Source organism: Gryllotalpicola protaetiae (genome assembly GCF_003627055.1).
GTDB lineage: Bacteria > Actinomycetota > Actinomycetes > Actinomycetales > Microbacteriaceae > Gryllotalpicola > Gryllotalpicola protaetiae.
In genome coordinates, this window is sequence record NZ_CP032624.1 from 940942 (window position 1) to 967892 (window position 26951).

A 26951-nucleotide genomic window follows, 5' to 3' on the forward strand; every position below is an offset into this window, starting at 1 on the left:
TCGCTAGCCTGGCGAGCATGACAGAGCTCGTCGTCCACTCCGCCCGCAAGATCGACGCAGCAGGCGAGATCGACGGGTTCTGGTTCGCCGCGTACGCCGGCACGATCACCGCGACCGGGTCCGGCGAGGGCTGGCGCACACGGGCATCGGCTACGTCGTCCGTCGTCGACGCCCACGGCCGGCACCTGGTGCCCGGATTCGTCGACCTGCACGGGCACGGCGCCGGCGGCTTCGCCTTCGACGACGGGGCGTACGCCATCTCGAAGGCCCTCGCCGTGCACCGCGCGCACGGCACGACGCGCTCGGTGATCAGCCTGGTCGCGAACCCCGTCGACGAGCTGAGCGAGTCGCTGACCGCCGTCGCCGACCTCGTCGCGGAGGACGAGCTCGTGCTCGGCTCGCACCTTGAGGGGCCGTTCCTCGCGGCCGAGCGGAAGGGCGCACACAACCCCGAGTTCCTGATCGACCCGTCACCGGCCGCGGTCGAACGCCTCATCGCCGCCGCGCGCGGCACGCTGCGGCAGATCACGCTCGCGATCGAGCGCGAGAACGCACTGGAGGCGATCGACGTGTTCGTCGAGGCCGGCGTGCAGGTGGCAGTCGGGCACACCGAGGCCACGTTCGAGCAGGCGGCGGACGCTTTCGACCGCGGCGCCCGCCTGTTGACCCACGCCTTCAACGCGATGCCGGGAATCGGGCACCGCGCGCCGGGGCCCGTCGTCGCCGCGCTCGAAGACCCACGCGTGACCGTCGAGCTGATCCTCGACGGAGTGCACGTCGCACCGCCGGTCGCGAAGCTCGCGTTCGGCGCGGCGCCCGGGCGCATCGCCCTGATCACCGATGCGATGGCAGCCACCGGCTCGCCCGACGGCGCCTACAAGATCGGCTCACTCGACGTGGCCGTCGTGGGCGGGGTGGCTCGGCTGCAGGAATCCGACGGGTCCCTCGGCTCGATCGCGGGGTCCACGCTCACGCTCGACGTCGCGCTGCGCAACGCGATCGAGCTCGCCGGGCTGTCGCCGGTCGACGCCGTCGCCGCGCTCACCGCGGTGCCGGCGCGCGCGCTCGGTCTCGAGCACCGCCTCGGCCTGCTCGCCCCGGGGTTCGCCGCCGACGCCGTGCTGCTCGATCATGAGTGGTCGGTGTGCGGCGTGTGGGGCGCCGGCACGAAACTCGCCTGAGGCTGTGCCGCTGCGTCAGTCGACGGGGACCCCGACGCGCTCGAGCAGGGCGTGCAGCGTCCCGAGCTCGGCGGCGGACAGCTCGGCGAACGAGCGCGCGGTGACCTCGGCCGTGACGGCCTGACCCGCAGCGAGCATCCGCTTGCCGGCATCCGTCAGCCGGTGCTCGACGCGCCGCCCGCGGCCGGGCGCGCGCTCGATCAGGTCCTGCGCGACCAGGCGCGCGGCCAGCGTGCCGAACGACTGATCGCTCTGGAACGTCGCCACCGCGAGCGCATGCGCCGATGACGACGGCGCCTCGTCGATCGCCCGCAGCGCGTCCCACTGCACGAGGGTGGTGCCGATCGCTGCGAGCGCGCGGTCGGCCGCGCGGTGGTTGCGGTACTGCGCGCGCTTCAGCACGCGGCCGGTGGTCTGGGGGGTGACTCGCATGACCGTACGATATCAGCTTGCGTATATAAATATGTTGATATAGCGTCGCAGCCATGACCGAGACCCCAGCAGACACCACGTTCCTCGTTCTCCACGGCGGCGGCGGCCCCGCCACTGTCGCACCGATCGCGGCGCGCTTCGCCGGGCTCGGCCGTGTGCTCGCACCGACGCTCCCGGGCTGGAACGGGACACCGCGACCCGAGCGACTCGACAGCCCGCGCGCGCTTGCCGCCCACTTCCTCGACGAGCTGGCGGATGCCGGCGAGACCGGCGTCGTCGTGATCGGCAATTCCCTCGGCGGCTGGATCGCCGCGGAGATGGCACTCGCCGACACCGCAGGGCTCGTGCGCGCCATCGTGCTGGTCGACGCGGTCGGCGTCGAGGTGCCCGAGCACCCCGCACGCGACATCTCGGGGCTCGCCCCGCAGCAGATCGCGCAGTTCAGCTTCCACGACCCGTCGAAGCTCGTCGTACCACCGCCGACGCCCGAGTCCCTCGCGATCGTGCGCGGCAACCAGGCCGCGCTCGCCGCGGTCACGGGCGAGCTGCGCGACGCGACCCTGAACGAGCGGCTGGGCGCGATCGCCGTGCCCGCGCTGGTGGCGTGGGGCGAATCCGACGGCGTGGTCACGCCCGACTACGGTCGCGCCTTCGCCGCTGCGATCCCGGGCGCTCGCTTTGCTCTCATCCCCGAGGCGGGCCATCTTCCCCAGCTCGAGAACCCGGCGGCCCTCTACGCCGAGATCGACGCGTTCCTCGCCGCCTGACCACCAGTCGTCGATTAGTCACAGAATGGGACGGCCGCGAATGGCTTGGTGACGACCGGGGTCCGACGAACCCAGCCGGTCGTCAGAAAGTCCGCCGAAGCGCGCGCCGAGGATGACTTTTCGACGACCGGGCACCGGCACGCGTTTAGTATCGCTGCCAGGCGGGCTTGTTGGCCCAGGTGTAGCGATAGTAGTCGGCATTGCGCAGTCGCGACGCGGCGGCCTCATCGATGATCACGGTGGCGTGCTCGTGCAGCTGCAGCACCGAGGCGGGGCAGGATGCCGACAGCGGCCCCTCGACCGCGGCGGCGATCGCCTCCGCCTTGTTCTCGCCCTGCGCGACGAGCACGAGGCGGCGGGCGCGCAGGATCGTGCCGAGCCCCTGCGTGACGCAGTGCGTCGGCACCGCCTCTGGCGAATCGAAGAAGCGCGCGTTGTCTTCTCGCGTCTTCGGCGTCAGCGTCTTGATGCGGGTGCGCGAGGCCAGTGACGAGGTCGGTTCGTTGAACCCGATGTGCCCATTGCCGCCGATGCCGAGGATCTGCACGTCGATGCCTCCCGCCGCGTCGATGGCCGCCTCATACGCGGCGCACGCCGCCGCGAGGTCCGCGGCGAACCCGTCGGGCACGGCGACGAGCGCCGGGGCGAGCCCGAGCGGCCGGGTCACCGTGCGGTCGATGACCGCGTGATAGCTCTCGGGGTGCCCGTAGTCGAGGCCCACGTACTCGTCCAGCGCGAAGCCGCGCACGCGTGAGAAGTCGAGCTCGCCGGCATCCGCCCGCCTCGCGAGCTCTTCGTAGATCGCGAGCGGCGATGAACCGGTCGCCAAGCCCAGGACGGCCTCGGGCTTGCGCACCACGACCTCGGCGACGACGGATGCCGCCACCCGGCCCACCTCGGCCGCAGACGGCAGAATCACGATCTCCACAGGCGCCTCCTCAGTCGGCGATGTTGGCGGTGACGGAATCCATGTACTGCGCGCGCTGCTCGCGCGTGCTGGGCCGTCCGGCGATGCCGGGCCGGCGCTGCCATGGCTTGGGCCCGCTGTCGGCCCGGTACTCCACGCCGAGCGCGTCGAGGCGCAGCAGGTGGTGCGTGAGCCGCGCGCGGAACCCGGCGAGGTCTTTCGGCGCGCTCGACCAGAGCACCTCGGCCAGCGCGGCGAGCCGCGGGAACGCGAAGAAGTCGACGGTGCGCGGGGAATCCATGTGCTCGGTCCAGATGTTCGCCTGGCCGCCGAGCACGTGCGCCGCCTGCTCTGCTGTGAGCTCGGCCGGCACCGGCTCGAATGCGTAGACGTCGTCGACGGTGAGCACGATCGACACGGGGATCGGCTCGTCGGGCGAATCCGACTGACGGTAGTCGAGGTACACGCTGTCATCGGGGCAGAGCACGACGTCGTGGCCGCGGCGCGCCGCGGTGACCGCGCCGCGGCTGCCTCGCCACGACGCGACGACGGCGCTCTGGTCGAGTTCGCCCTCGAGCACCTCGTCCCAGCCGAACAGTCTGCGGCCGCTGGCGGTCAGGTGCTCGTCGAGGCGGCGGATGAACCATGTCTGCAGCTCCTCCCCCGTCGTGAGCCCCCGCTCGGCCATCAGCTCGCGCGTGCGCGAATCGGACTCCCAGAGGTCCTTCGGGCACTCGTCGCCGCCGACGCCGATGAAGCGGCTCGGAAAGATCGCCATGACCTCGTCGAGGACGCCCTGGTAGAACCGCACCGTCGCCTCCTCCATGTTGAGGACGTTCGGATTGATGCCCCAGCGGGTGTACACCTCGAGTTGCTCGCCGGTGACGCCGAGCTCCGGGTAGGCGGCGATCGCGGCCTGCGAGTGGCCGGGCACGTCGATCTCGGGCACGACGTCGATGTGGCGCGAGGCGGCGTAGGCGACGATCTCGCGCAGATCGTCCTGCGTGTAGAAGCCGCCGTGCGGCCGACCGTCGAACACCGCGTCGGGGCCGGCCCCGACCTGCGACTGCGCGCGCCACGCGCCGACCTCGGTCAGTCGCGGGTAGCGCAGGATCTCGATGCGCCACCCCTGGTCCTCGGTGAGGTGCAGGTGCAGCACGTTCAACCGGTGCGCCGCGAGCAGGTCGATGAAGCGCAGCACGTCGTGCTTCGGCATGAAGTGCCGCGCGACGTCGAGCATCGCGCCGCGCCAGCCGAACCGCGGGGCGTCCGCGAGCGAGACGGCGGGCAGCACCCAGTCGACGCCCGTCACACGGGCGCGCCGGTAGACGGCGGGTGGCAGCAGCTGCAGAACGGCTTGCGCGGCGTAGAAGGCGCCGGCTGCATCACCGGCGACGATGCGGATGCCCGCAACCGACGTCGTCAGCCGGTAGGCCTCGGCCCCGATCCCCTCATCGAGCGCGAAGACGATGGCGGCCGCGGCCGCGTCGCCGGCTTCGTGCAACGGCAGCCCTGTCGCCGCGCGCAGCGCCGAGCGCAGCCAGTCCGCTTCGTCGCGCAGCACGTCGGGCGCCGCGATCGAGGTGGTCGCGTCGAGCCGGAAGCCGGGCTCGACGAGCTCGTGCACCTGCGCGGGCAGCGGAAGGAGCGCCGTCGTCATGCGTCGACCGGCGCGTTCTCGATGTCGCCGGCGAGCGCCGCGCCGACGGCGGCCACGGGGCTGCCGGGTGGCACGAGCCGCACCCGCGACGAGAGCTCGAGCGAGCTGAGGAACTGCGAGCCGAGCGCGAGCTCGTCGAGGTTCGCCCGCACCCGGTCGAGCAGGCGCTCCCCGAGGTTCGCGATGCCACCGCCGATCACGACCGTCTCGACGTCCGCGGTGAGGATGAGGATGCGCACGCCGGCCGCCGCGCCGCCGATCAGCTCGGAGCGCAGAGCGAGGGCGCGCTCGTCGCCGGCATCCGCCCGGTCGAAGACCTCGAGCACCGGAAACGCGGCGTCCCCGCCCCACTTGCGCGCCACCCAGCCGCCGCCCGCGACCGTCTCGAGGCAGCCGATCTGCCCGCACGCGCATCTGATGCCGTGCGGATCGATCGGAATGTGCCCGATCTCGCCCGCCGTGCCGCGCGCGCCGCGCCACACGTCGCCGTCGCTGACGAAGCCCGCGGCGACACCGGTGCCGAGGTTGAGATAGGCCATCGAAGCGGTGAGACCGAGCAGGTGGTAGGCGCCGAGTGACGCCGCGTTCACGTCGTTCTCGACGCGCACGGACGCACCGAGGCGCTCGGAAAGGACGCGGCCGAGAGCGAGTTCCTCGAGGCCGAGATTCACTGCGTGCCGTACGACGCCGGCCCGCGCGTCGACGACGCCGGGGATGCCGATGCCGACGGACGTCAGTGCCGCAGCCGACGCGCCCGCTGCCTCGGCCGCCTGAATCGCCGCCTCGTGTGCGTTGCGCACCACGGCGTCAGAGCCGAAGCCGGTCGCGACGCGCACCCGCGAGAGCACGGCGTCGTCGCCGCCGAGCGCGACGGCGTCGATCTTCGTGCCGCCGATGTCGAGCCCGAGCCTCATGCGACTCCCCCGAGCAGATGGACGAGCGCCTGGCCAGCCAGTCGGGACGCCCCGAAGGTGGCGACGTCGGCATACGCACGGTCATCGCCCGCCCAGCCCATGTCCACGACGAGAACGGATGCCCCACGCTCGGCCCGCGCACGATCGATGTAGTCGCGGGCGTATGCGCGACGGTGCAGGTCTTTGCCGATGATCACCAGCCCGATCGTTGAAGCGCCCGCGTCAGCGCGCGTCTCGAAACGATCCCGTGCGGCCGGAGGCTTCGAGACGCCGCTGCGCGGCTCCTCAGCCATCGGAGGCATCACAACGAGATCGGATTCCACCCCCCATGGGGCCTCGCCGACGGCGATGTTCGCCACGCTCTCGATGCGCACGAGTTCATACTGCCCGTCTGCGGCAGCGATCCACTCACGGGCGTACGGCGACACGTCGAAGCCGCGCGTGATCTCATCGAGGTCGTACTGCGGCTCGGGCACCGGGGACGCGGGCAGGGGCGCCGTGGCGGCCCGTGCGCGAAGGCGCCCGGCGAGCAGGCGGGTGCGGCGTGCGGCATCCGCCACCCGCTCGCCATCGAGCGCACCCGACGCGACCGCAGCTGCGATCGCCGCCGCGATCTCCTCCAGCTGGGCGGCGGTGTTGTCGGTGCCGATGCAGAGCAGGTCGACGCCTGCGGCGAGCGCACGCGCCGCCGCGCCCGGGATGCCGAGCTCACCCGAGGCGCCCTTCATGTCGAGCGCGTCCGAGACGATCACGCCGGTGAAGCCGAGCTCGCCGCGCAGCAGCCCCTGCAGCACGGGCGCGCTCATGGTCGCGGGGACCGCGTCGAGCTGAGGCAGCAGGATGTGCGAGGTCATGATCAGCTCCGTGCCCGCCTCGATCGCCGCACGGAACGGCACGAGCTCACGCTCGCGCAGTTCCTCGAGCGAGCGGTCGACGATCGGCAGGGCGAGGTGCGAGTCCTGCGCGGTGTCGCCGTGGCCGGGGAAGTGCTTCGCCGCCGCCCCGACTCCCGTGGCCTGCACCGCGCCGACCCACGCGGCCGCGTGGTCGGCGACGACGTCGGGGTCCGTGCCGAACGAGCGCACGCCGATCACGGGGTTGTCGGGGTTCGAGTTGATGTCCGCGTCCGGCGCGAAGGTGACGTTCACCCCGACCTCGCGCAGCTGCCACCCGACGGCGCGCGCCGTGCGCTCGGTGAGCGCGAGGTCGCCGATGCGGCCGAGCAGCGCATTGCCCGGATAGGGGGCGCCGCGGTCGTAGTAGAGGCGGGTGACGTCGCCGCCCTCCTCGTCGATCGCGATGACCGCGTCGGGGTTCTCGGCCAGGATCGCCGCGGTGAGCGCGGCGGTCTGCTCGCCGGTTCCGATGTTGCCGCCGAACAGGCAGACGCCGCCGAGCCCCTCTCGCAGCAGGGTGCCGAGCCACTCGGGCAGCTCGGTGCCGACGAAGCCCGGCAGCAGGGTGCCGAGGATCTCTGAACGGGAGGGCGAGGCCATGTTTGTTAGTAAAGCTTACGAATCTGCCGACCCGCAACACGAGCCGGAAACGACCTCAGGAAAGAGCAACATGACTGAAACATGGGCGAGATTTGGTTGTGATGAAGACGCGCTTGACTTTCGTTTGTAAGGCAGGTGTACTAACAAAACCGCAGTGCGACGTTGCCGACGGGAGGAGAAACGGATGACGCAGCAGGTCGACCACCGCCGCGATGCGCGCCCCGCTCTGCGCCCTCGCCAGCTCGCCGAGAAGTCGCTGCCGGAGCACAACCGGCGCCACAACCGCGCGCTTGTGCTGCAGCATCTCTTCCACGGAGGAGCCCTGAGCCGAGCGGATCTCGCCCGGGAATCCGGCCTCACCCGCGTGACCGTCGGCGACCTCGTCGCCGAGCTCCAGGGCGAGGGGATCGTGCACGAGCTGGGACAGCGACAGGGCACCCGCCCTGGCAAGCCGGCCACTCTCGTCGAGATCGACGCCGACGCGTTCCACATCGCCGCCATCGACCTCTCCCCCGACGACAGCTTCGTCGGTGTCGTCACGAATCTGCGCGGCGAGGTGCTGCACCGCCTCGAGCAGCCGCTCGCCGGCGCCACCGGCGAGACCGCCGTCGAGAAGGTGCTGATCCTCGTCGCGGGCCTCGTCGGCGCGGCGTCCTCGCGGCTGCTCGGCATCGGCGTCGGCACGCCTGGCATCATCGACGGCGACGGCGTCGTCGTGCAGGCGCCGAACCTCGGCTGGTACGACCTCGACCTCGGCGCGCGCATCCGCCGCGCATTCGACTACCCCGTGCACGTCGGCAACGACGCCAATGCGGCCGCCCTCGGCATCCGCACCTTCGACGAGAACGCCGGCGACAGCCTGCTCGTCGTGCGCGTCGAGCACGGCGTCGGCGCCGGCCTCGTGATCGGCGGCACGCTCGTCGCCGGCGAGCAGTTCGCCGCCGGCGAGATCGGCCACGTGGTCGTCGACGAAGAGGGCGAGGAATGCGTGTGCGGCCGCCGCGGCTGCCTCGAGGTGATCATCGCGACGCCTCACCTGAAGCGGCGCATGGCCGCTGCGGGCGATGGCAGGGGCGAGCAGGTGCTGACGGATGCCGGGCGGGCACTCGGCCTCGCCCTGAGCCCCGTCATCAGCATCCTCAATCTCAATCTCGTCGTCCTGTCGGGGCCGGCCGAGCTGATCGGCGGCGCCTTCATCGACACCACGCGGCAGACGATCCGCGCCCGCACCATGTCGGCGGTCAGCAACGGCCTCGAACTGCGCACCGCCTCCGGCGACGAGGACCTCGTGCTGATGGGCGCCGCCGTGCTCGTCCTGTCGGCAGAGCTCGGCGTCTCATGACGCTTCATCACGGCTTCACCACCACACCTGCAATCACACCAACCCCAAGGAGCAAGAACATGCGTAAGTCGCGCATCATGGTGATCGGTGCCGTCGGCATCGCCGCCGCCCTCGCCCTGACCGCCTGTTCGTCGGGCGGCTCGGGTTCGAAGGACTCGAGCACGTCATCCGGCGCCGCCTTCTCGACCGACGGCAAGGGCAAGACCCTCACCGTCTGGTCGATGAACGGCGACCTGCCCGCCAACGTCTTGACGGCGATCAACGACGAGTTCACGAAGGAGACCGGCGCAAAGGTCAAGGTGCAGACCCAGCAGTGGGACGGCATCGTCACCAAGGTCACCACCGCGCTCTCGAGCAACAACGTGCCCGATCTGATCGATGTGGGCAACACGCAGATCACCGGCTACGCCGCCACCGGCGGCCTGCTCGACATCACCGCCCTCAAGGACCAGCTCGCGCAGGGCCAGACCTGGCTCGGCGGCCTCGTCGACCCGGCGACCGTCGACGGCAAGCTGTACGGCGTGCCCGAGCTCGCCGGCGCGCGCACCGTCATCTACAACAAGCAGCTGTGGGCGGCCGCGGGCATCACGACCGAGCCGAAGACCTACGCGGAGTTCACCGCCGACCTCGACAAGATCAAGGCCGCGCACGCCTCAGACCCGAACTTCGCCGCCTTCTACCTGCCCGGCCAGTACTGGTACGACGGCCTGCAGTGGGTCTGGGACGCCGGCGGCAAGATCGTCTCCGGCAAGGAGGGGTCGTGGAAGGGCGAGCTGTCGAGCTCGGCTGCGATCCAGGGTCTGAACGACTTCAAGACGTTCCAGAACACCTACTCGACCCAGGCGTCGCAGACGCTCAACACCGACAAGCCCGACCAGGACCAGTACTTCGCCGACGGCCACGCCGCGACGATCGAGGGCAACGGCTGGGAGACCGGGTCGATCACGACCGACAACAAGCAGCTGACCGCCGACGACCTCGGCACCTTCGCCTTCCCGGGCAAGTCGGGCGACACCCAGCCCGTCGACCTCGGCGGCTCCGACTGGGCGATCCCCGCGAAGTCGAAGAACCAGGGTCTCGCCCTGACCTGGGCGAAGATCGCCGCATCGCCCAGCATCCAGAAGATGGTCGCCGCCGCGGGCATCATCCCGATCAGCACCGAGGCCGTCGACGCGGCGTCCTCCAGCCTGACGCCGCTGCAGATCGGCTCGTTCACCGCCGCCAAGAACTCGACCGCGACCCCGTCGGCCGTGAACTGGTCGACGGTGGAGAGCGACAAGACGATGGAGACGCTGTTCTCGTCCATCGCCTCGGGTTCCAAGTCCGTCGAAGACGCGGCCAAGGCCGCCGACGCCTCGATCGAGTCCGACCTCAACAAGTGAGCGATCGCGCCGTAGTGAACGCCGCCGGGGAGGCAACTCCCCGGCGGCTTCGCCCCGCCGCCCCGGGTCTGAGGCGAAAGGCTCCGGCGAACCTGCACGTGCCGGCGATCCTGCTGACGCCGGCCGGTCTCGTCATCGTGGCGCTCACCCTGGTGCCCATCGGGTTCCTGGTCTTCACATCGTTCACCGACTACGACAAGCGCACGCTGTTCACGGGCGTCTACAACTTCGTCGGGTTCCAGCAGTACACGGCGGTCCTCTCCTCTGCAGCGTTCTGGGAAGCGCTCGTGCGCACCGTGCTGTTCACCGCGGCCATGGTCGCGGGCAGCGTCGTCATCGGTATGGGCGTCTCGCAGCTGATGCTGCGGACCGGCGTCATCGTGCGCTATCTCGTCACCATCGTGCTCATCGTCGCGTGGGCGATGCCCAACGTCGCGACGTCGAAGGTCTGGGTGTGGCTGTTCCAGCCCGGCTACGGCGTGATCCCCTGGCTGATCACTCAGCTCCACGTCTTCGGGAACGTCACGCAGAAGGACTTCACCAACAGCTTCTGGGGCGCGCTCGTCATCATCTGGCTGCTCGTCGTCTGGCAGGCAGTGCCGTTCATCGCCCTCACGCTCTTCGCAGCTCAGACCCAGATCGACCAGTCGCTGATCGAGGCCGCCCGCATCGACGGCGCCAGCGAATGGCGCGTCTACTTCAACATCACGCTGCCGTTCCTCAGGCCGACGCTCGGCCTGATGACGATCCTCTCGATCATCTGGGACTTCAACGTCATCAACCAGATCATCCTGGTGGCCGGCGTGCAGGTGCTGAAGCCGATCGCGACGCTCGGGGTGTGGTCGTATCTCACTGCCTTCGTGAACTCCGACGTCGGTTCGGGCGCCGCCATCGCGGTGATCACAACGATCCTGCTGCTCGGCATCACGAGCATCTACATCCGCAATCTGCTGAAGAGCGGCGAGGAGTTCTGATGGCCACCACCGTTCGCCGCCGGCGTCGCGTCAACTGGGGCTCCAACATCGTCGCGATCGTGTTCGCGCTCGTGTGGATCTTCCCCGTCTACTGGATGCTGAACACCGCGTTCAAGCCCCGCGACGAGGTCATGAGCGAGACGCCGAAGTTCTGGCCGAGCCACCTCGACGCAGCGAACTTCGTCGCGGCGCTCGCACAGTCGACCTTCCTGCGGAACCTGCAGAACAGCCTCATCGTGGTGCTCGGGGCCGTGCTCATCGCGATCGTGCTCGGCATGTTCGCCTCGGCCGCGCTCACCCGATTCCGCTTCCGCGGCCGCAAGCTGATCCTCGTCGTGATCCTCGCGGTGCAGATGCTGCCGGCGACCGCCCTACTCATCCCGCAGTTCCTGGTGTTCAACCGCCTCAACCTGACGGGGACGTATATCGGCCTGATCCTCGCCTACGTCGCATCCGTGCTGCCGTTCTCGGTCTGGGTCGTGCGCGGGTTCTTCCTCGCCATCCCGGTCGAGCTCGAAGAGGCCGCGGCGATCGACGGCGCCGGCTCATGGCGCATCCTGTTCTCGGTGCTGTTCCCGCTCGTCACTCCCGGCATCATCGCGTCGAGCATCTTCGCGTTCATCTCGGCGTGGAACGACTATCTGACGGCGTACGTCTTCATGTCGGATTCCTCGATGTACACCCTGCCGCTGTGGCTCACCTCGTTCGCGACCCCGAACGGCAGCACCGACTACGGGGCTCAGATGGCCGCATCCGTCGTCTTCTCGCTGCCCGTCGTGGTGTTCTTCCTGATCATCCAGCGCAATCTGGTGTCCGGCATCTCAGCGGGCGCTGTCAAGGGCTGACGGATTCCACAACGAGAGGGCCCCGAGCGGATGCTTCCGCTCGGGGCCCTCTCACGTGATGCCTAGAATCCGTCGATCGCCGCGTTCAGCGTCGCGCTCGGGCGCATAACGGCCTCGGCCTTCGCGTCGTCCGGGCGGTAGTAGCCGCCCAGGTCGACGTGCGAGCCCTGCACCGCAAGCAGCTCTGCCACGATCTCCTGCTCATCGGCCGCCAGCTTCGCGGCGAGCGGCCCGAAGACGGCGGCAAGGTCGGCGTCCTCCGACTGACGCGCGAGCTCCTGCGCCCAGTACAGGGCGAGGTAGAAGTGCGAGCCGCGGTTGTCGATTGTGCCGAGCTTGCGGCCGGGCGAGCGGTCCTCGTTGAGGAATGTTCCGGTCGCTCGGTCGAGCGTGTCCGCGAGGATCTGGGCCCTGGCGTTGCCCGTCGTCTGCGCGAGGTGCTCGAACGAGGCCGCCAGGGCGAAGAACTCGCCGAGCGAGTCCCAGCGCAGGTAGTCCTCTTCGACGAGCTGCTGCACGTGCTTCGGCGCCGAGCCGCCCGCGCCGGTCTCGAAGAGGCCGCCGCCAGCCATGAGCGGAACGATCGAGAGCATCTTCGCGGAGGTGCCGACCTCGAGGATCGGGAACAGGTCGGTCAGGTAGTCGCGCAGCACGTTGCCCGTGACGGAGATGGTGTCCTCGCCCTTGCGGATGCGGTCGAGTGACTTCTGAGTCGCAGCGGCAGGGGCCAGAACAGCGAGGTCGAGCCCGTCGGTGTCGAGGCTCGGCAGGTACGCGTCGATCTTCTTGATCAGCTCGGCGTCGTGGGCGCGACTCTCGTCGAGCCAGAAGATCGCCGGGGTGTTCGAGAGGCGGGCACGCTGCACGGCCAGCTCGATCCAGTTCGTGATCGGGGCGTCCTTCGTCTGGCAGGCGCGCCAGATGTCACCGGCCTCGACCTGGTGCTCGATGAGCGTCTCGCCCGCCGAGTTCACGACGCGCACGATGCCGTCTGCCGGCACCTCGAAGGTCTTGTTGTGCGAGCCGTACTCCTCGGCGGCCTGCGCCATGAGGCCCACGTTCGGCACGGTGCCCATGGTCGCCGGGTCGAGCTTGCCGTTCACCTTGCAGTCATCGACGACGGTCTTGTAGACCCCGGCGTACGACGAGTCGGGGATGACGGCGAGCGTGTCCGCCTCGGCGCCGTCCGGGCCCCACATGTGGCCGCCGATGCGGATCATCGCGGGCATCGACGCGTCGACGATGACGTCGGACGGCACGTGCAGATTGGTGATCCCCTTGTCCGAGTTCACCATCGCGAGCTTCGGGCCCGCGGCCAGCCCCGCGTCGAACGCTGCGCGGATCTCGGCGCCGTTCGGCAACTTGTCGAGCCCCGCGAGCACAGCGCCGAGGCCGTCATTCGCCGAGAGGCCGGCGGCCGCGAGGTCGGCGCCGTACTTCTCGAACACCGGCTTGAAGAACGTCTTCACGACGTGGCCGAAGATGATCGGGTCGGAGACCTTCATCATGGTCGCCTTGAGGTGCACCGAGAACAGCACGCCGGATGCCTGCGCCGCCGCGATCTGGTCGGCGAGGAACGCCTCGAGCTTCGCCACCGAGAGGAAGGTACCGTCGACGATCTCGCCGGCCAGAACCGGGAAGTCGCCCTTGAGCACGGTCACGGCGCCGTCTGCCGCGACGTGCTCGATGCGGATGCTGTCGTCAGCCGCGATCGTCACCGACTTCTCGTTCGAGAAGAAGTCGTCATGACCCATGGTCACGACGTCGGTCTTGGAATCCGCGCTCCACGCGCCCATCGAGTGCGGGTGCGCCTTCGCATACGCCTTCACCGCTCCCGGCGCGCGGCGGTCGGAGTTGCCCTGACGGAGCACGGGGTTCACGGCCGAGCCCTTGACCTTGTCGAAGCGGGCGGCGAAGTCGCGCTCCTCGTCGGTCGAGGGCGCCTCAGGGTAGTCGGGGATGTCGTAGCCCAGCGCCTGCAGCTCGGCGACCGCCGCCTTCAGCTGCGGCACCGACGCCGACACGTTCGGCAGCTTGATGATGTTCGCGCCCGGATCGCTGGTCAGCGCGCCGAGCTCGCTCAGCGCATCCGGCACACGCTGCTCTGCGGTGAGCCGCTCGGGGAACTGCGCGATGATGCGGCCGGCCAGCGAGATGTCGCTCGACTCGAACTCCACACCCGCCTTCGCGGCGTACGCCGAGATGATCGGCAGCAGCGAGTAGGTCGCCAGCAGCGGCGCCTCATCAGTGCGGGTGTAAATGATCTTGGACATGCGTGCGGCTCCCGGGGGTCGAACGTGCGGGGTCTTCAGAACACGATACAGGTATCTCGACGTCGAGATATTTATGGGGGACTTGACGGATGCCTGTGAAAGGCATGCTATCCACCGGGGATGCCTCCCGTTATGGTGAGTTGCATGGCTGACCTGCGTCTGGAAGATCTGTCCGCGAGCAACATCGCCGCAGCCAACGCGCTCTCCCTGAAGCCCGGCCAGGAGCAGTACGTGACCCCGGTCTCGTACTCTGCCGCGGCCGTGATCATCAACCCGGCCACCTCGTGGCAGCGGGTCATCGTCGATGGGGACGACGTGGTCGCGTTCATCCAGGCCGACTTCGACCCGCAGGCTCCGAGCGAGGAGTTCCGCTCGATCCTCTGGCGCATCAACGTCGACGCCGACGATCAGGGCAAGGGCGTCGGCCGCTTCGCCGTCGAGGCGCTCGCCGACGAGGCGCGCAAGCGCGGCCTCGACGCTCTCTATGTCATCTGGGAACCCGGCGAGGACGGGCCTGAGGCATTCTTCCTGCGCACGGGCTTCGAGCCGGTCGGCGAGACCAACTACGGCGACACCATCGGCAAGCTCGCCCTGTGAGCAGGGCCGCCGACAATGATCGGCGCGGCCTGCGCGAGTACGAGGCCGCGGGTCAATTCGAGGCGGATGCCTTCGCCGAAGCCGTGCTCGACATCGTGGCGCAGATCCCGCCGGGCCTCGTCATGAGCTACGGCGGCATCGCTGCCGAGCTGGGCTCGCGCGCGTCCCGCCAGGTCGGGAAGGTCATGGCGCACTACGGGTCTGAGGTGCCGTGGTGGCGGGTCGTGCACTCCGACGGCCGCCCCGCCGACGGCCATGAGGACGAGGCACTCGCGAGCTATCGCGCGGAGGGCACACCCCTGCGCCACTCCCCCTCGGGCTATCGCATCGCGATGCGCGACGCGACCTGGCGCCGTTAGCGTCCCGATCGTTTCGAGACGCACGGCTTCGCCGCGCTCCTCAGTGACCGGGGGCGCCGCTACACCAGCGAGTCGCGCCAGGCCGCGTGCAACTGGGCGAAGCGGCCCGTTCCGCCGATGAGCTCGGCGGGGGCGCCGTCTTCGACGATGCGGCCGTGCTCCATCACGAGCACGCGGTCGGCGATCGCGACCGTCGACAGGCGGTGCGCGATGATGACGGCGGTGCGGTCGGCGAGCAGGGTCTGCAGCGCCTCCTGTACGAGCCGCTCGCTCGGGATGTCGAGCGACGACGTCGCCTCATCGAGGATCAGCACGGCCGGGTTCGCGAGGAACGCCCGCGCGAACGAGATCAGCTGCCGCTGCCCGGCCGAAACGCGGCCGCCGCGCTTGTTCACGTCGGTGTCGTAGCCGTCGGGAAGCGCCGCGATGAACTCGTGCGCGCCGACGGCCCGCGCCGCACGCTCGATCTCACCGATCGTCGCGTCCGGCTTGCCGAGCGCGATGTTGTCGGCGACCGAGCCGGAGAACAGGTACGCCTCCTGCGTGACCATGACGATCGCACGCCGCAGGTCTTCAGACGACAGCTCGCGCAGGTCGACCCCGTCGAGGGTGATCTCGCCGAACGACGGGTCGTAGAAGCGCGACACGAGCTTCGCGAGCGTCGACTTGCCGGCGCCGGTCGAACCGACGAGAGCGATCGTCTGCCCGGCCGGAATATCGAGGTCGAACTTCGGCAGGATGTCTCGGCCGGGCTTGTAGTGGAACGACACCTCGTCGAAGCGCACGTGCCCGTGCGCCCCGTCGAGGCGGATCGGGCTCGTCGGCTCCGGCACGCTCGGCTGCTCTTCGAGCACGCCCGAGATCTTCTCGAGCGCCGCCGCCGCCGACTGGTAGGAGTTGTAGAACATCGCCATCTCCTCCATCGGGTCGAAGAAGCGACGCGCGTACAACAGCACGGCGAGCAGGGACCCGATCGCGAGCGAGCCGGATGCCACGCGGAATCCGCCGATCAGCAGCGCGACCGCGACCGTGATGTTGCCGATCATCACGAGCCCCGGGTCGAAGATGCCGAACAGCTGGATCGTGTCGGCGTTCACCTTGCGGTAGTCCTCGACCAGCCCGCCGAACTCGCGCTCGTTGCGCTTCTCCTTCCGGAACGCCTTGACGGCGCGGATGCCCGTCATCGTCTCGACGAAGTGCACGATGAGCTTCGCCGACGCCACGCGCTGGATCCGGAACAGCTTCTGCGAGCGCTTCTGGAACCACCGGATGAGGAAGTACAGCGGCACGAGCGAACACAGCAGCACGACCCCTGAGACCCAGTCGACCGTGAAGATCGCGATCGCGATGAATCCGGAGTACAGCGCGCCTTGCACCAGCTGGTTGATGCCCGAGTCGAGCAGCTCCCGGATCGAGTCGAGGTCGCTCGTCTGCCGCGAGATGATGCGGCCGGACGTGTACGACTCGTGGAACTCGAGACTCAGCCGCTGCGTGTGCAGGAAGGTGCGCGTGCGCAGCTCGATCAGGATCGCCTGGCTGATCTGCGCCGACGACACCGTGTACCAGCTGATCGACAGCGCGCCGCCGACACCCGTCACGAGGTAGGTGAGTGCGGTGACGCCGAGCGGCATCCACTCGCCGGAGCGCAGCGCGGCCAGGCCCTGGTCGACGCCGATGCCGATCAGCGCGGGGCCGGCCACCTGCAGGATCGTCGAGATCACGACGACGACGAGGGTCACGATGACCCGCCGCTTCATCGGCGTGATCAGCGAGCCGAGCAGGCGCAGCGAGCGCTGCCGGATGCGTCGCGACTCCTCCTTCGAGAGATCGCTGCGGTCTTCGCCGGCGACGCCGACGACTGCTGTGGCGCTCACGCGTCCACCTCCTCTGACTCCAGGCCTGAGCGATTCCCCGATTCCTCTTCCAAGGAGGAGATGACGAACCGGTAGTGCTCGTTGCGGGCGAGCAGTTCGCTGTGGGTGCCGACGTCGGCCACCCGCCCGTCCTGCAGAAGTGCGACGCGGTCTGCGAGTGTCACGGTCGAGGGGCGGTGCGCCACGATGAGCGCGGTGGTCCCCTCGAGCACGGCGTGCAGCCGCTCGGTGACCCGGGCCTCGGTGTCGACGTCGAGCGCCGACAGCGGGTCGTCGAGCACGAGCACACTCGGCTTCGCCGCGACGGCGCGCGCGAGCGCGAGCCGTTGCCGCTGGCCGCCGGAGAGCGAGAGGCCCTCTTCACCGACCTTCGTGTCGACGCCCTCCGGCAGGTCGTACGCGAACGCCGCCTGCGCCACCTCGAGCGCCTCGGCGAGCTGCGCCTCTGCCGCCTTCTTCGTCGCGGGGTCGTCGCCGGACAGCTCCGGGCGCCCGAGCAGCACGTTGTCGCGCACCGACGCCGAGAACAGGGTCGCGTCTTCGAACGCCATCGCAACGCGTGCTCTCAGCTCTTCGAGCGTCAGGTCGCGGATGTCGACGCCGTCGAGCCGGATCGCGCCGCCGGTCACGTCGTACAGCCGGGGCACGAGCGAGGTGAGAGTCGACTTCCCCGACCCCGTGAGGCCCACGAGCGCCATGGTCTCACCCGGCCGCAGCGTCAGGTCGATGCCGTCGACCAGGTCGGGGAACCGCTCGGGCGAGTCCTCGTAGCGGAAGTGCACGTCGTCGAACACGAGCTCGCCACGCGGGCGCTCGACGTGCACCGGCGTCTCGGGGTCGTCGATCGCGTTCGGCGTCGACATGACGTCGAAGAACCGGTCGACCGCGGTGCGCGTGTCGAAGGTCATCGACAGCAGGAATCCGATCGATTCGATGGGGAACCGCAGGACGGTGGCGGTCGCGAAGAAGGCGAGCAGCTGGCCGACGGTCAGCTGGTCCTGCGAGACCAGCCACACGCCGAGGCCGAGGCAGACCGCGAACGCGACGTCGGGCACCATCAGGAGCCACAGCCACAGGCCGGCGACGGCGCGTGCCTTCTCGAGCTCGGTGCCGCGCAGCTCTTCGGCCTGCGCACGGAAGCCCTTGAGCGCGTGGCTGCCGCGGCCGAACGCCTTGAGCACGCGGATGCCGTGCACCGACTCCTCGACGGCGGTCGCCAGGTCGCCCTGCTGGTCCTGCGAGCGGCGCGCCACGACGTGGTACTTGCGTTCGAAGAAGAAGCCGGCGACCCACAGCGGGATCGACAGCACGACCATGACCAGCGCGAGCAGCCAGTGGTAGTAGAACAGCACCCCGAACCCGACCACGATCGTCACGATGTTGACGACGAACAGCACGAGCCCGAACGACAGCCAGCGACGGATCAGGTTGAGGTCGCTGACGGCACGCGACAGCAGCTGGCCGCTCGGCCAGCGGTCGTGGAACACGACGGGCAGGTTCTGCAGCTTGGCGTAGAGCCCGTTGCGCAGGGTCGCCTCGACCTTGGTTCCCGGGGTGAGCACGAACCAGCGGCGCAGCGAGATCAGCACCGCCTCTGCGATGCCGAGGCCGAGGATCGCGGCAGCGGCGCCCACCACCTCATAGCGGTCGCCGCCCGGGTGCAGCAGCGTGCCGTCGACGAGTCGCTGCAGCACGAGCGGGATCGCCAGCGAGACGACGGAGGCCAGCAGCGCCGCGATCATGCCGAGCAGGATGCGCGACAGCGCTGGGCGCAGATAGGGGTACAGCCGCGAGATCGAGGCGAAGGTGGTCAGACCTTCGCCGCTCTCGCGGGTGGTGTCGAGAGGACGGTCAGTGGTCTCTGACGTTTGGGCAGACATGAACCAGGCAATTCTTCGTGGGAGTTGTCAGCGATGATTCCGCACACCACCGACACCGAGATCGATGGTCGATGGGCGAAAGGCGCGCGCGTGGCGCAGTGAAGCGACGGGTGCCGCGAGTCGAATGCGGCGCGGCTCGCTAGTGCGGCCGACGGATGCCGGCGGCGGGACCCTCGACCACACGGTGGCCGTACACTCCGAGGGCGCCGGCGACACCAGCGACGACGAACTTCGTCTCAAGCGTGGTGTTAGACATTCCGGCCTCCTGGATGTGCGCGATGCGAGTTCCGTAACATGCCTGCGAGAGCAGATCTGCACACGCGAAGCGAACTCACAGCCTAACCCCGTCAGGAAAACGCGTACAAGTCAGCCACGAGCAAACGCGACAGAACTCATGACAAAGAGGTCAGCTGCGGATCGAGAGACACGTCGCCGAGCCCTCGAGCTTCTCGAATTCCGAGAGGTCGATCTTCACCACGGTGTAGCCGAGGTCCGCCACGAGCCCCGCTGTTCCGGGGGCGGAAGCGGGCACGAGCACGGTGCGCTCGTCGAGCGGCACGACGTTGGCGCTCTCGCCCGCCGGGACACGCAGCGCGCGCTCGAACACCCCGGGCTCGAGCTCGCCCGACACGAGCACGGTGCCGTCGGGCAGCGCAGTGGCGATGGTCTTGAGGTGCAGAGCCGACGGCACCGGCACGGCGACGACGGTCAGGTCGAGCCCGGCCATGGCGACGACCTCGCGCAGCTGGCGGATGCCGTCGGCATCCGTTCGCCCGCTGCGCCCGACGTACACCGTCTCTCCCACCACGAGCACGTCGCCGCCGTCGAGCGTGCCCGGCGCCTCGAGCTCGTAGAGCGTGAAGCCGTTCTCACGCAGGCGGTCGCCGACCGCGGCGACCTCGACGCGGCGCCCCTCGGCGCCCGGCCGGGTGAGCACCGCGATCGACGGTGAGAGCACCACGGCCGCGTCCTCGACGAACACCGCGTCGGGCTGGTCGTCGGCTGCCGCGATCTCGACGATCTGCCAGCCGGCGCCGGTCAGCGCCGACACGTAGTCATCCCACTGCTTGTCGGCCGCCTCTGCGTCGACCAGCACGCGCGGCTGGTTGGTCACAATGCCCTCGGCGAGCTTCGCCGACGGGATGCGCACGAAGGCGACGCGGCCGCGGGTCGCGGGCCGCGCGACCCAGGTACGCCAGACGCGGCGGCCCAGCAGGGCGCTCGTGACCGTCGCGGCGACGATGAACAGGAAGTAGAACGCGACCACCTGGTCGAGGATCTGCACCACGTCGCCGCGGGCCACCGAGAGGCCGCCGGTCGCCGCGCCGAGCAGGCCGCCCACGAGTCCGGTGATCAGCGCACCCCACCAGCTCGCGAACGCGTCGATGAGCCCCGCGATGAAGGCGACGATGAGCAGGACGAGCGCGGGCAGCGCGAAGTTCTCCGTCAGCGGCAGCAGGGTCTGCAGGCTCAACGAGCTCGCCGAGTCGACGAGGAAGAACGCGAGCACCGTCACCGCGTAGGCCACCAGGGCGGTCGCGAGGGCGGCGAAGAACGAGGCGGTGAGCCGGCGGCTCCAGGGGGTGATCATGTGCTGTCTCTCAGTGGAAGAAGTGGCGCTCGCCGGTGAAGTACATCGTGACGCCGGCGGCCTTCGCCACCGCGATGACCTCTTCGTCGCGGATCGATCCGCCCGGCTGCACGATCGCGGTGACACCGGCCGAGATCAGGATCTCGGGGCCGTCGGCGAACGGGAAGAACGCGTCGGAGGCCGCGACGGAGCCGCGGGCGCGCTCCTCGCCCTCGGCGAGCGAGTTGGCTCGCTCGACGGCGAGGTGGCAGGAGTCCACGCGGTTCACCTGGCCCATGCCGACCCCCACGGATGCCCCGCCCGAAGCCAGCAGGATCGCGTTCGACTTCACGGCGCGGCACGCGCGCCACGCGAACTCGAGGTCGGCCAGCGTCGCGGCGTCGGCGGCGTCGCCCGCCACGAGCTGCCAGGTGCTCGAGATGGAGCCGGCAGGGAAGGCATCCGCCTGCTGCACCAGCACACCGCCCGAGATCTGCTTGAACTCGTATTCCGCACGCCGGTAGTCGGCGGGCAGCCGCAGGATGCGCAGATTCTTCTTGCTCTGCAGCAGCTCGAGCGCTGCCGGCTCGTAGTCGGGCGCGATGATCACCTCGGTGAAGATGCCCTTCACCGTCTCGGCCAGCGCGAGCGTGACCGTGCGGTTCGCCGCGATGACGCCGCCGTAGGCGCTCACCGGGTCGCAGGCGTGCGCCTTGCGGTGTGCCTCGGCGATGTCGGCGTCGGACGCGATGCCGCACGGGTTCGCGTGCTTGATGATCGCGACAGCCGGCTCGTCGAAGTCGTAGGCGGCGCGCAGGGCGGCGTCGGCGTCGGTGTAGTTGTTGTACGACATCTCCTTGCCGCCGAGCTGCTCGGCCTGCGCGATACCCGAGCCCGACTGCAGCGGGCCGCGCGCGGAATCCGTGTAGATGGCGGCGGCCTGGTGCGCGTTCTCGCCGTAGCGCAGCGTGTGCTGCAACTCACCGGTGACGGTGACGGATGCCGCGAAGTCGGTGCCGGACGCAGAGGCGTGCGTCGAAGCATCCGCCCGCGCACCGGTCTCGACGTTCTGCGCGAACCAGGCGCTCACCGCCCTGTCGTAGTCGGCCGTGTGCTGGAACGCCTTGGTCGCGAGGTCGCCGCGCAGCGCGAGGCTCGTTCCGCCTGCCTGCACCGCCGCGATCACCTCGGGGTACGACGCCGGCGAGACGACGATCGCGACGTTGGCGTAGTTCTTGGCGCTCGCGCGCACCATCGCGGGCCCGCCGATGTCGATCTGCTCGACGACATCGTTGCCCTGTGCACCGCTCGCGACGGTCTCTTTGAAGGGGTACAGGTTCACGACGACGAGCTCGAACGGCGTGATGCCGAGCTCGGCGAGCTGCTGCTCGTGGTCTTCGAGGCGAAGGTCGGCGAGCAGGCCGGCGTGCACGGCAGGATGCAGGGTCTTGACGCGCCCGCCGAGGGACTCGGGGAAGCCCGTGATGGCGGCGACGTCGGTCACCTCGATGCCGAGCGAGCGGATGCTTGCCGCCGTCGACCCCGTCGACACGATCTCGACCCCCGCGTCCGCCAGGGCGCGCGCCAGCAGGTCGAGGTCGGTCTTGTCGGAGAGCGAGATCAGGGCGCGGCGCACGGGGACGATGTCGCGCTCGCGGTACAGGCTGGGGTCGGCGGCGTGGGCGCTCATGCTTTCGAGAGCTCCTTCAGATCGAGGTTTCCGTTCGCGATGTCGAGGACCGCCTGGATCAGCAGGCGGCGCTCGACGGGCTTGATGCGCTCGTGCAGCGAGGTCTCGGTGTCGCCCGGCACGATGGCGATGCGCTCGCGGGCGATGATCGGGCCGCTGTCGACGCCGTTGTCGACCACGATGAGGCTCGCACCGGTCTGCGTGGCGCCCGCGGCGAGCGCGTCGCGCACGCCGTGCGCCCCCGGGAACTCGGGCAGGTAGGCCGGGTGCGTGTTGATCAGGTGCGGCGCGAGCGCATCGACGACATGCGCGGGCAGCAGGCGCATGAAACCGGAGAGCACGACGAGGTCGGGATTCCACTGCCGGATCTGCTCGAGCAGGGCGTCGCCCCACGCGTCGCGGGTCTCGAAGCTCGACAGCGCGACCTCGAAGGTGGGGACGCCGAAGTCCTCGGCGTGGGTAAGGCCCTCTGCCTCCGGGCGGTCGGTTCCGACAGCGACGACGCGGGCCGGGTACTCGGCGTCTGCGGCTGCCTCGAGCAGCGCACGCAGATTGGACCCGCCCCCGGAGATGAGCACAACGACCGAGAGCACGCCCTCAGCCTACCGGGCCGGGGTGGGCGGGTTCCGCGGGTGCGAAAAGCACGCTCAACGGCCCACGAACGTGCGTTTGGCACCTTCGCCTGCGGGCGAGCGGCGGTCAGTCGCGCGTTGCCGCGAAGTCCGGCTCTGGTGTGGGCCTTTTCTCGACGACCGAGCGGTCGCGAGCCAGCGGGGTCCAGTCCATCGCCTGGCCGCGCAGGTGGCCGGCCGCGAGGCCGAACGCCATTCCGACCCCGAGTTCGAGGGCGCCGAACACCCCGGTCTGCCAGGCGCTCGGGCCGAGGTGCGCCAGCACCCCTGGCGCGAGGGTCCCGCCCGACCACCACGCGAGCAGCGCGAGCAGCGCTCCCCCGAACACCGCGGTGCCGACGGCGACCAGCACGAGGTCGAGCGGGGTGTCGAACGGGGGCGTCGACCGCTTCAGGAGGCGGTGGGTGAGGAATCCGCTCGCCGCCCCGCACAGCACCGGAATCACGACGGCGACGAACGCCGCGGACGGCGAGTGCGACGGGACGATCGCGAGCAGCGGCACGCCGGGCAGGCGTGCCGCGAGGCCGGAGCCGGGGGCGACCGCCGCCCCACCGCCGAGTGCGAAACCGGGCCCGATCAGCCACGACATCGCCCAGAACACGGCGTTCGGAAGGAAGGCGAGCTGCGCGATGGTGAGCGTCGCGCCGCCGAGGTAGCCGGTCTGGAGCGCCTCATAGAGCGACACGGCCCTGCCGAAATGAGCGAAGAGCAGCAGGGCGACGAACAGGGCGGATGCCGCGACCAGCAGCGCCACCGCCCCGGTCGCTGCACGCAGCGACGCTCCGACGACGGCGCGCACCTCAGCACCGAATGCGTGGGCGAGGGCCGCCGGAACATGGTCGCGGTTGCCGGCCCAGTCGATGCCGACGCCGAGCACGATCCCGGCGGCGAAGGTCGCGCCGGCCACGGGGGCTGCCTGCGAGACGACCGGGCCGAAGACATCCGCCTGGGCGGTGAGCGCGACCGCCCACGCCGCAAGCGCAAAGGTTGCGATCGCCGAGATCGCGCCGCTCAGCACGAATGGCGTCTCGGCCGCGCGGCGGCCGATGCGGGCGCCCATCACCACGGTGAAGAGTGCGACGCCGAGGCCCGCGATGGTGACCGTGAACGGCGGCACCGCGCCTGGCAGGCCGAGGCCGAGCGCCGTCAGACGGTCCAGATCGACGTGGGCGTCGACGCCGAGGCCGAGCAGCCAGGCATCCGCCGCAGCGCGCCAGAAAACCGCCCAGCTCGTGGCCATGTGGTACTGCACCGCCCACACCAGGGTGAGCGGTGCGAGCGCGACCCCGAGTCCGATCGCCGCCGTGATCACCGCCTCGAAGGCGGCCAGGAACGCGACGACTGCTCGGGTCATGGGGCCACGGTAACGGCGCGGGCCGCGGGGGCACGGATGCCTCGCCGGGCCTGCGCAGACCGTCAGCCGTCGAACGCCGCTTGAAGTGCGGGAAGGTCGAGCTTGCCCATGGTGAGCATCGCGGCGACCGTGCGATTGACGGCCTCGGGGTCGTCGCTCGCGTAGAACTCCCAGAGCTGCGTGGGCACGACCTGCCAGCTGAGGCCCCATCGGTCGGTCAGCCAGCCGCACTGGCTGGGCTCGCCGCCGTCTTTCAGCAGCGCGTCCCACAGCCGGTCGATCTCGGCCTGCGTGTCGACCTCGATGAACATCGAATAGGCCATGGTCGGCTTGAACGCAGGGCCGCCGTTGATCGCGTAGTACTCGGTGCCGCCGAGCTCGAAGGCGAGGGTGTAGACAACCGGGTCCATCGCGCCCGATGTCGGGAAGTTCTGCACCCAGAGGATTCGCCCGTCGTCGAACAGGCTGACGTAGTACTCGGCCGCTTCCTTTGCGCCCTCTGGGAACCAGATGAATGGGGTGACCTTTGCCATGGCCGGCACGCTACGCCAGGCGAGCGGATGCCGGAACAAGCAGTCGCGGCATCCGGTCGCCGTCGCGGTCAAAACGCCGTAGGGCTCACGTTCTTCGAAAAAACGTGAGCCCTGCGTGAGCTTTGCCGCGTTGTGCGCGACGCGCCTAGTCGCTCAGCGCGGCGTAGACGTCTCGCAGCAGCTGCGCGGTCTCGCTCGGGGTCTTGCCGACCTTCACGCCGGCAGCTTCGAGGGCTTCCTTCTTGGCCTGCGCGGTGCCTGCGGACCCCGAGACGATGGCGCCCGCGTGGCCCATCGTCTTGCCCTCCGGCGCGGTGAAGCCGGCGACGTAGCCGACGACCGGCTTCGTCACGTTCTCCTTGATGAAGGCGGCCGCGCGCTCCTCAGCGTCGCCGCCGATCTCGCCGATCATTACGATCGCCTTCGTCTCGGGGTCCGCCTCGAACGCGGCGAGAGCGTCGATGTGCGTCGTGCCGATGACGGGGTCGCCGCCGATGCCGATGGCGGTCGAGAAGCCGAGGTCGCGCAGCTCGAACATCATCTGGTAGGTCAGGGTGCCCGACTTCGAGACGAGCCCGATGGGGCCCTTGCCCGTGATGTTCGCCGGCGTGATGCCGACGAGCGACTCGCCCGGCGTGATGATGCCGGGGCAGTTCGGGCCGATGATGCGGGTCTTGCCGCCCTTCGCCTTGGCGTGCGCCCACGCCTCGGCCGAGTCGCCGACGGGGATGCCCTCGGTGATGACGACCAGCAGCGGGATCTCGGCGTCGATGGCCTCGACGATCGCGCCCTTCGCGAAGGCCGGCGGCACGAACGCGATCGACACGTCGGCGCCCGTCTTCTCGATGGCCTCGGCGACCGTGGCGAACACGGGCAGTTCGACGGTCGAGCCGTCTGCGGCGGTGTGCGACACCGTGGTGCCGGCCTTGCGGGCGTTCACGCCGCCGACGACCTGGGTGCCGGCCTTCAGCATGAGGGCGGTGTGCTTGGTGCCCTCGCCGCCGGTGATGCCCTGGACGATGACCTTGGAGTCCTTGTTGAGGAAGATCGACATGTTTACTCAGTCCTTGATTTCGATCAGGCGGGGTCGGCGGGGTTCAGGCGGCGGCCAGCTCGGCGGCCTTGTCGGCGCCGTCGTCCATCGTGGTCGCAAGCGTCACAAGCGGGTGCGCGGCCGCGGTGAGGATCGCGCGGCCCTCTTCCACCTGGTTGCCGTCGAGGCGCACGACGAGCGGCTTGGTCGCCGCGTCGCCGAGGATGCCGAGGGCGGCGACGATGCCGTTCGCGACGGCGACGCACGAGGTGATGCCGCCGAAGACGTTGACGAACACGCTCTTGACCTGCGGGTCGCCGAGGATCACGTCGAGGCCGGCGGCCATGACCTCGGCCGAGGCGCCGCCGCCGATGTCGAGGAAGTTCGCGGGCTTCACGCCACCGTGCGCCTCGCCGGCGTAGGCGACGACGTCGAGCGTCGACATCACGAGCCCCGCGCCGTTGCCGATGATGCCGACCTCGCCGTCGAGCTTGACGTAGTTGAGGTCATTGGCCTTGGCCTTCGCCTCGAGCGGGTCCTCTGAGGCGGCATCCACCAGAGCCTCGTGATCGGGGTGGCGGAAGGCCGCGTTGTCGTCGAGCGACACCTTGCCGTCGAGCGCGATGATGTCGCCCGAACCGGTGAGCACGAGCGGGTTCACCTCGACCAGCGTGGCGTCCTCGCCCTTGTACACGTCGAAGAGCTTGACGAAGACCGGGGCGACCTTCTCGATCAGCTCGGCGGGGAACTTCGCGGCGACCGCGATCTCGCGCGCCTTCTCGAGCGGCAGGCCCTCAGCCGGGTCGACCTCGACGCGTGCGAGCGCCTCTGGCCGCTCCTCGGCGAGCTGCTCGATCTCCATGCCGCCCTCGTACGAGGCGAGCGACAGGTACGAGCGGTTCGCCCGGTCGAGCAGCACCGAGAAGTAGAACTCCTGCGTGATGTCGGCGCCTTCTGCGACCATGACGCGCTTCACGACGTGGCCCTTGATGTCGAGGCCGAGGATCGACTGCGCTGCGGCGAAGGCGTCGTCGGGGGTCTTCGCGACCTTCACGCCGCCCGCCTTGCCGCGGCCGCCGACCTTCACCTGCGCCTTGACGACAGTGACGCCGCCCAGCGTCTCCGACGCGGCGCGCACCTCGTCGGGAGTGTCGGCGATGATGCCCTTCAGAACGGGCACGTCGTACTTCTCGAACAGGTCTCGGGCCTGGTACTCGTACAGATCCACTGTGTTCCATCTCTCTCGACATCGAGAC

At 69.7% G+C, this 26951-nt stretch carries 23 protein-coding genes; 8 read left to right on the forward strand and 15 right to left on the reverse strand.

The features are described 5' to 3' along the window. The first annotated feature begins 17 nt into the window (after nucleotides 1-17). Nucleotides 18-1181, forward strand: a complete 1164-nt coding sequence (gene nagA, locus D7I44_RS04715) for an N-acetylglucosamine-6-phosphate deacetylase (RefSeq protein ID WP_120788426.1) — start codon at nucleotides 18-20, stop codon at nucleotides 1179-1181. A 15-nt stretch (nucleotides 1182-1196) separates the two neighbouring features. On the opposite strand, the gene D7I44_RS04720 is transcribed toward nagA, so the two are convergent. Then, nucleotides 1197-1613 (reverse strand): MarR family winged helix-turn-helix transcriptional regulator, encoded by a 417-nt coding sequence (locus D7I44_RS04720; RefSeq protein ID WP_120788427.1) that lies wholly within the window; start codon nucleotides 1611-1613, stop codon nucleotides 1197-1199. Between the two features lie 53 nt (nucleotides 1614-1666). Between D7I44_RS04720 and D7I44_RS04725 the strand changes: the two genes are divergently transcribed. Next, complete coding sequence (locus D7I44_RS04725; protein WP_120788428.1) at nucleotides 1667-2380, forward strand: alpha/beta fold hydrolase; 714 nt, start codon at nucleotides 1667-1669, stop codon at nucleotides 2378-2380. Between the two features lie 145 nt (nucleotides 2381-2525). Here D7I44_RS04725 and nagB read toward each other — a convergent pair whose 3' ends face one another. Genes nagB through D7I44_RS04745 form a run of 4 tightly spaced genes read right to left on the reverse strand, consistent with a single transcriptional unit; the run spans nucleotide 2526 to nucleotide 7357 of the window. After that, nucleotides 2526-3308, reverse strand: a complete 783-nt coding sequence (nagB, locus tag D7I44_RS04730) for a glucosamine-6-phosphate deaminase (protein ID WP_120788429.1) — start codon at nucleotides 3306-3308, stop codon at nucleotides 2526-2528. A gap of 10 nt (nucleotides 3309-3318) precedes the next feature. Next, entirely contained in the window at nucleotides 3319-4947 is a 1629-nt protein-coding gene (locus D7I44_RS04735) for a beta-N-acetylhexosaminidase (RefSeq protein ID WP_120788430.1), read from the reverse strand. Next, nucleotides 4944-5861, reverse strand: a complete 918-nt coding sequence (locus D7I44_RS04740; RefSeq protein WP_120788431.1) for an ROK family protein — start codon at nucleotides 5859-5861, stop codon at nucleotides 4944-4946. Before D7I44_RS04740 ends, D7I44_RS04735 begins: the two co-directional genes overlap by 4 nt. After that, the gene (locus D7I44_RS04745) at nucleotides 5858-7357 is read right to left on the reverse strand and encodes a glycoside hydrolase family 3 protein (RefSeq protein WP_120788432.1); all 1500 of its coding nucleotides are present in this window, start codon (nucleotides 7355-7357) and stop codon (nucleotides 5858-5860) included. The genes D7I44_RS04740 and D7I44_RS04745 overlap by 4 nt, the downstream gene beginning before the upstream one ends. A gap of 184 nt (nucleotides 7358-7541) precedes the next feature. On the opposite strand from D7I44_RS04745, the gene D7I44_RS04750 reads away from it, so the two are divergent. From D7I44_RS04750 to D7I44_RS04765, 4 genes are all read left to right on the forward strand, one after another. Beyond that, nucleotides 7542-8699: an ROK family transcriptional regulator gene (locus D7I44_RS04750; protein ID WP_120788433.1), complete on the forward strand. Its 1158-nt coding sequence runs from the start codon at nucleotides 7542-7544 to the stop codon at nucleotides 8697-8699. A gap of 59 nt (nucleotides 8700-8758) precedes the next feature. Next, nucleotides 8759-10081, forward strand: a complete 1323-nt coding sequence (locus tag D7I44_RS04755; protein WP_120788434.1) for an extracellular solute-binding protein — start codon at nucleotides 8759-8761, stop codon at nucleotides 10079-10081. A 98-nt stretch (nucleotides 10082-10179) separates the two neighbouring features. Then, the gene (locus D7I44_RS04760) at nucleotides 10180-11055 is read left to right on the forward strand and encodes a carbohydrate ABC transporter permease (protein WP_220093835.1); all 876 of its coding nucleotides are present in this window, start codon (nucleotides 10180-10182) and stop codon (nucleotides 11053-11055) included. After that, nucleotides 11055-11900 (forward strand): carbohydrate ABC transporter permease, encoded by an 846-nt coding sequence (locus tag D7I44_RS04765; RefSeq protein ID WP_120788435.1) that lies wholly within the window; start codon nucleotides 11055-11057, stop codon nucleotides 11898-11900. The genes D7I44_RS04760 and D7I44_RS04765 overlap by 1 nt, the downstream gene beginning before the upstream one ends. Before the next feature lie 62 nt (nucleotides 11901-11962). On the opposite strand, the gene D7I44_RS04770 is transcribed toward D7I44_RS04765, so the two are convergent. Further along, entirely contained in the window at nucleotides 11963-14173 is a 2211-nt protein-coding gene (locus tag D7I44_RS04770; RefSeq protein ID WP_120788436.1) for an NADP-dependent isocitrate dehydrogenase, read from the reverse strand. A gap of 144 nt (nucleotides 14174-14317) precedes the next feature. Here D7I44_RS04770 and D7I44_RS04775 point away from each other — a divergent pair, with 144 nt between their 5' ends. Beyond that, entirely contained in the window at nucleotides 14318-14770 is a 453-nt protein-coding gene (locus D7I44_RS04775; RefSeq protein WP_120788437.1) for a GNAT family N-acetyltransferase, read from the forward strand. Beyond that, complete coding sequence (locus D7I44_RS04780) at nucleotides 14767-15129, forward strand: MGMT family protein (RefSeq protein WP_245980032.1); 363 nt, start codon at nucleotides 14767-14769, stop codon at nucleotides 15127-15129. Before D7I44_RS04775 ends, D7I44_RS04780 begins: the two co-directional genes overlap by 4 nt. A gap of 59 nt (nucleotides 15130-15188) precedes the next feature. Here the strand turns inward: D7I44_RS04780 and D7I44_RS04785 are convergent, their stop codons facing one another. From D7I44_RS04785 to sucC, 9 genes are all read right to left on the reverse strand, one after another. Next, on the reverse strand, nucleotides 15189-17003 hold the full coding sequence (locus tag D7I44_RS04785) for an ABC transporter ATP-binding protein (protein ID WP_120788439.1): 1815 nt from the start codon (nucleotides 17001-17003) through the stop codon (nucleotides 15189-15191). After that, entirely contained in the window at nucleotides 17000-18883 is a 1884-nt protein-coding gene (locus D7I44_RS04790; protein WP_120788440.1) for an ABC transporter ATP-binding protein, read from the reverse strand. The genes D7I44_RS04785 and D7I44_RS04790 overlap by 4 nt, the downstream gene beginning before the upstream one ends. A 406-nt stretch (nucleotides 18884-19289) precedes the next feature. Beyond that, on the reverse strand, nucleotides 19290-20474 hold the full coding sequence (locus D7I44_RS04795) for a dimethylarginine dimethylaminohydrolase family protein (RefSeq protein WP_120788441.1): 1185 nt from the start codon (nucleotides 20472-20474) through the stop codon (nucleotides 19290-19292). A 10-nt stretch (nucleotides 20475-20484) separates the two neighbouring features. Next, nucleotides 20485-22143, reverse strand: a complete 1659-nt coding sequence (purH, locus tag D7I44_RS04800; RefSeq protein WP_120788442.1) for a bifunctional phosphoribosylaminoimidazolecarboxamide formyltransferase/IMP cyclohydrolase — start codon at nucleotides 22141-22143, stop codon at nucleotides 20485-20487. Then, entirely contained in the window at nucleotides 22140-22736 is a 597-nt protein-coding gene (gene purN / locus D7I44_RS04805) for a phosphoribosylglycinamide formyltransferase (protein ID WP_120788443.1), read from the reverse strand. Before purN ends, purH begins: the two co-directional genes overlap by 4 nt. A 106-nt stretch (nucleotides 22737-22842) precedes the next feature. After that, on the reverse strand, nucleotides 22843-24129 hold the full coding sequence (locus tag D7I44_RS04810) for a cell division protein PerM (RefSeq protein ID WP_120788444.1): 1287 nt from the start codon (nucleotides 24127-24129) through the stop codon (nucleotides 22843-22845). A 62-nt stretch (nucleotides 24130-24191) separates the two neighbouring features. Further along, nucleotides 24192-24662 carry a VOC family protein gene (locus D7I44_RS04815; RefSeq protein WP_120788445.1) on the reverse strand — a complete coding sequence of 157 codons (471 nt, stop codon included), beginning with the start codon at nucleotides 24660-24662 and terminating at the stop codon, nucleotides 24192-24194. Between the two features lie 145 nt (nucleotides 24663-24807). After that, entirely contained in the window at nucleotides 24808-25716 is a 909-nt protein-coding gene (gene sucD / locus D7I44_RS04820; protein WP_120788446.1) for a succinate--CoA ligase subunit alpha, read from the reverse strand. A 43-nt stretch (nucleotides 25717-25759) separates the two neighbouring features. Beyond that, nucleotides 25760-26923 (reverse strand): ADP-forming succinate--CoA ligase subunit beta, encoded by a 1164-nt coding sequence (sucC, locus tag D7I44_RS04825; RefSeq protein WP_120788447.1) that lies wholly within the window; start codon nucleotides 26921-26923, stop codon nucleotides 25760-25762. Between the last annotated feature and the right edge of the window lie 28 nt (nucleotides 26924-26951).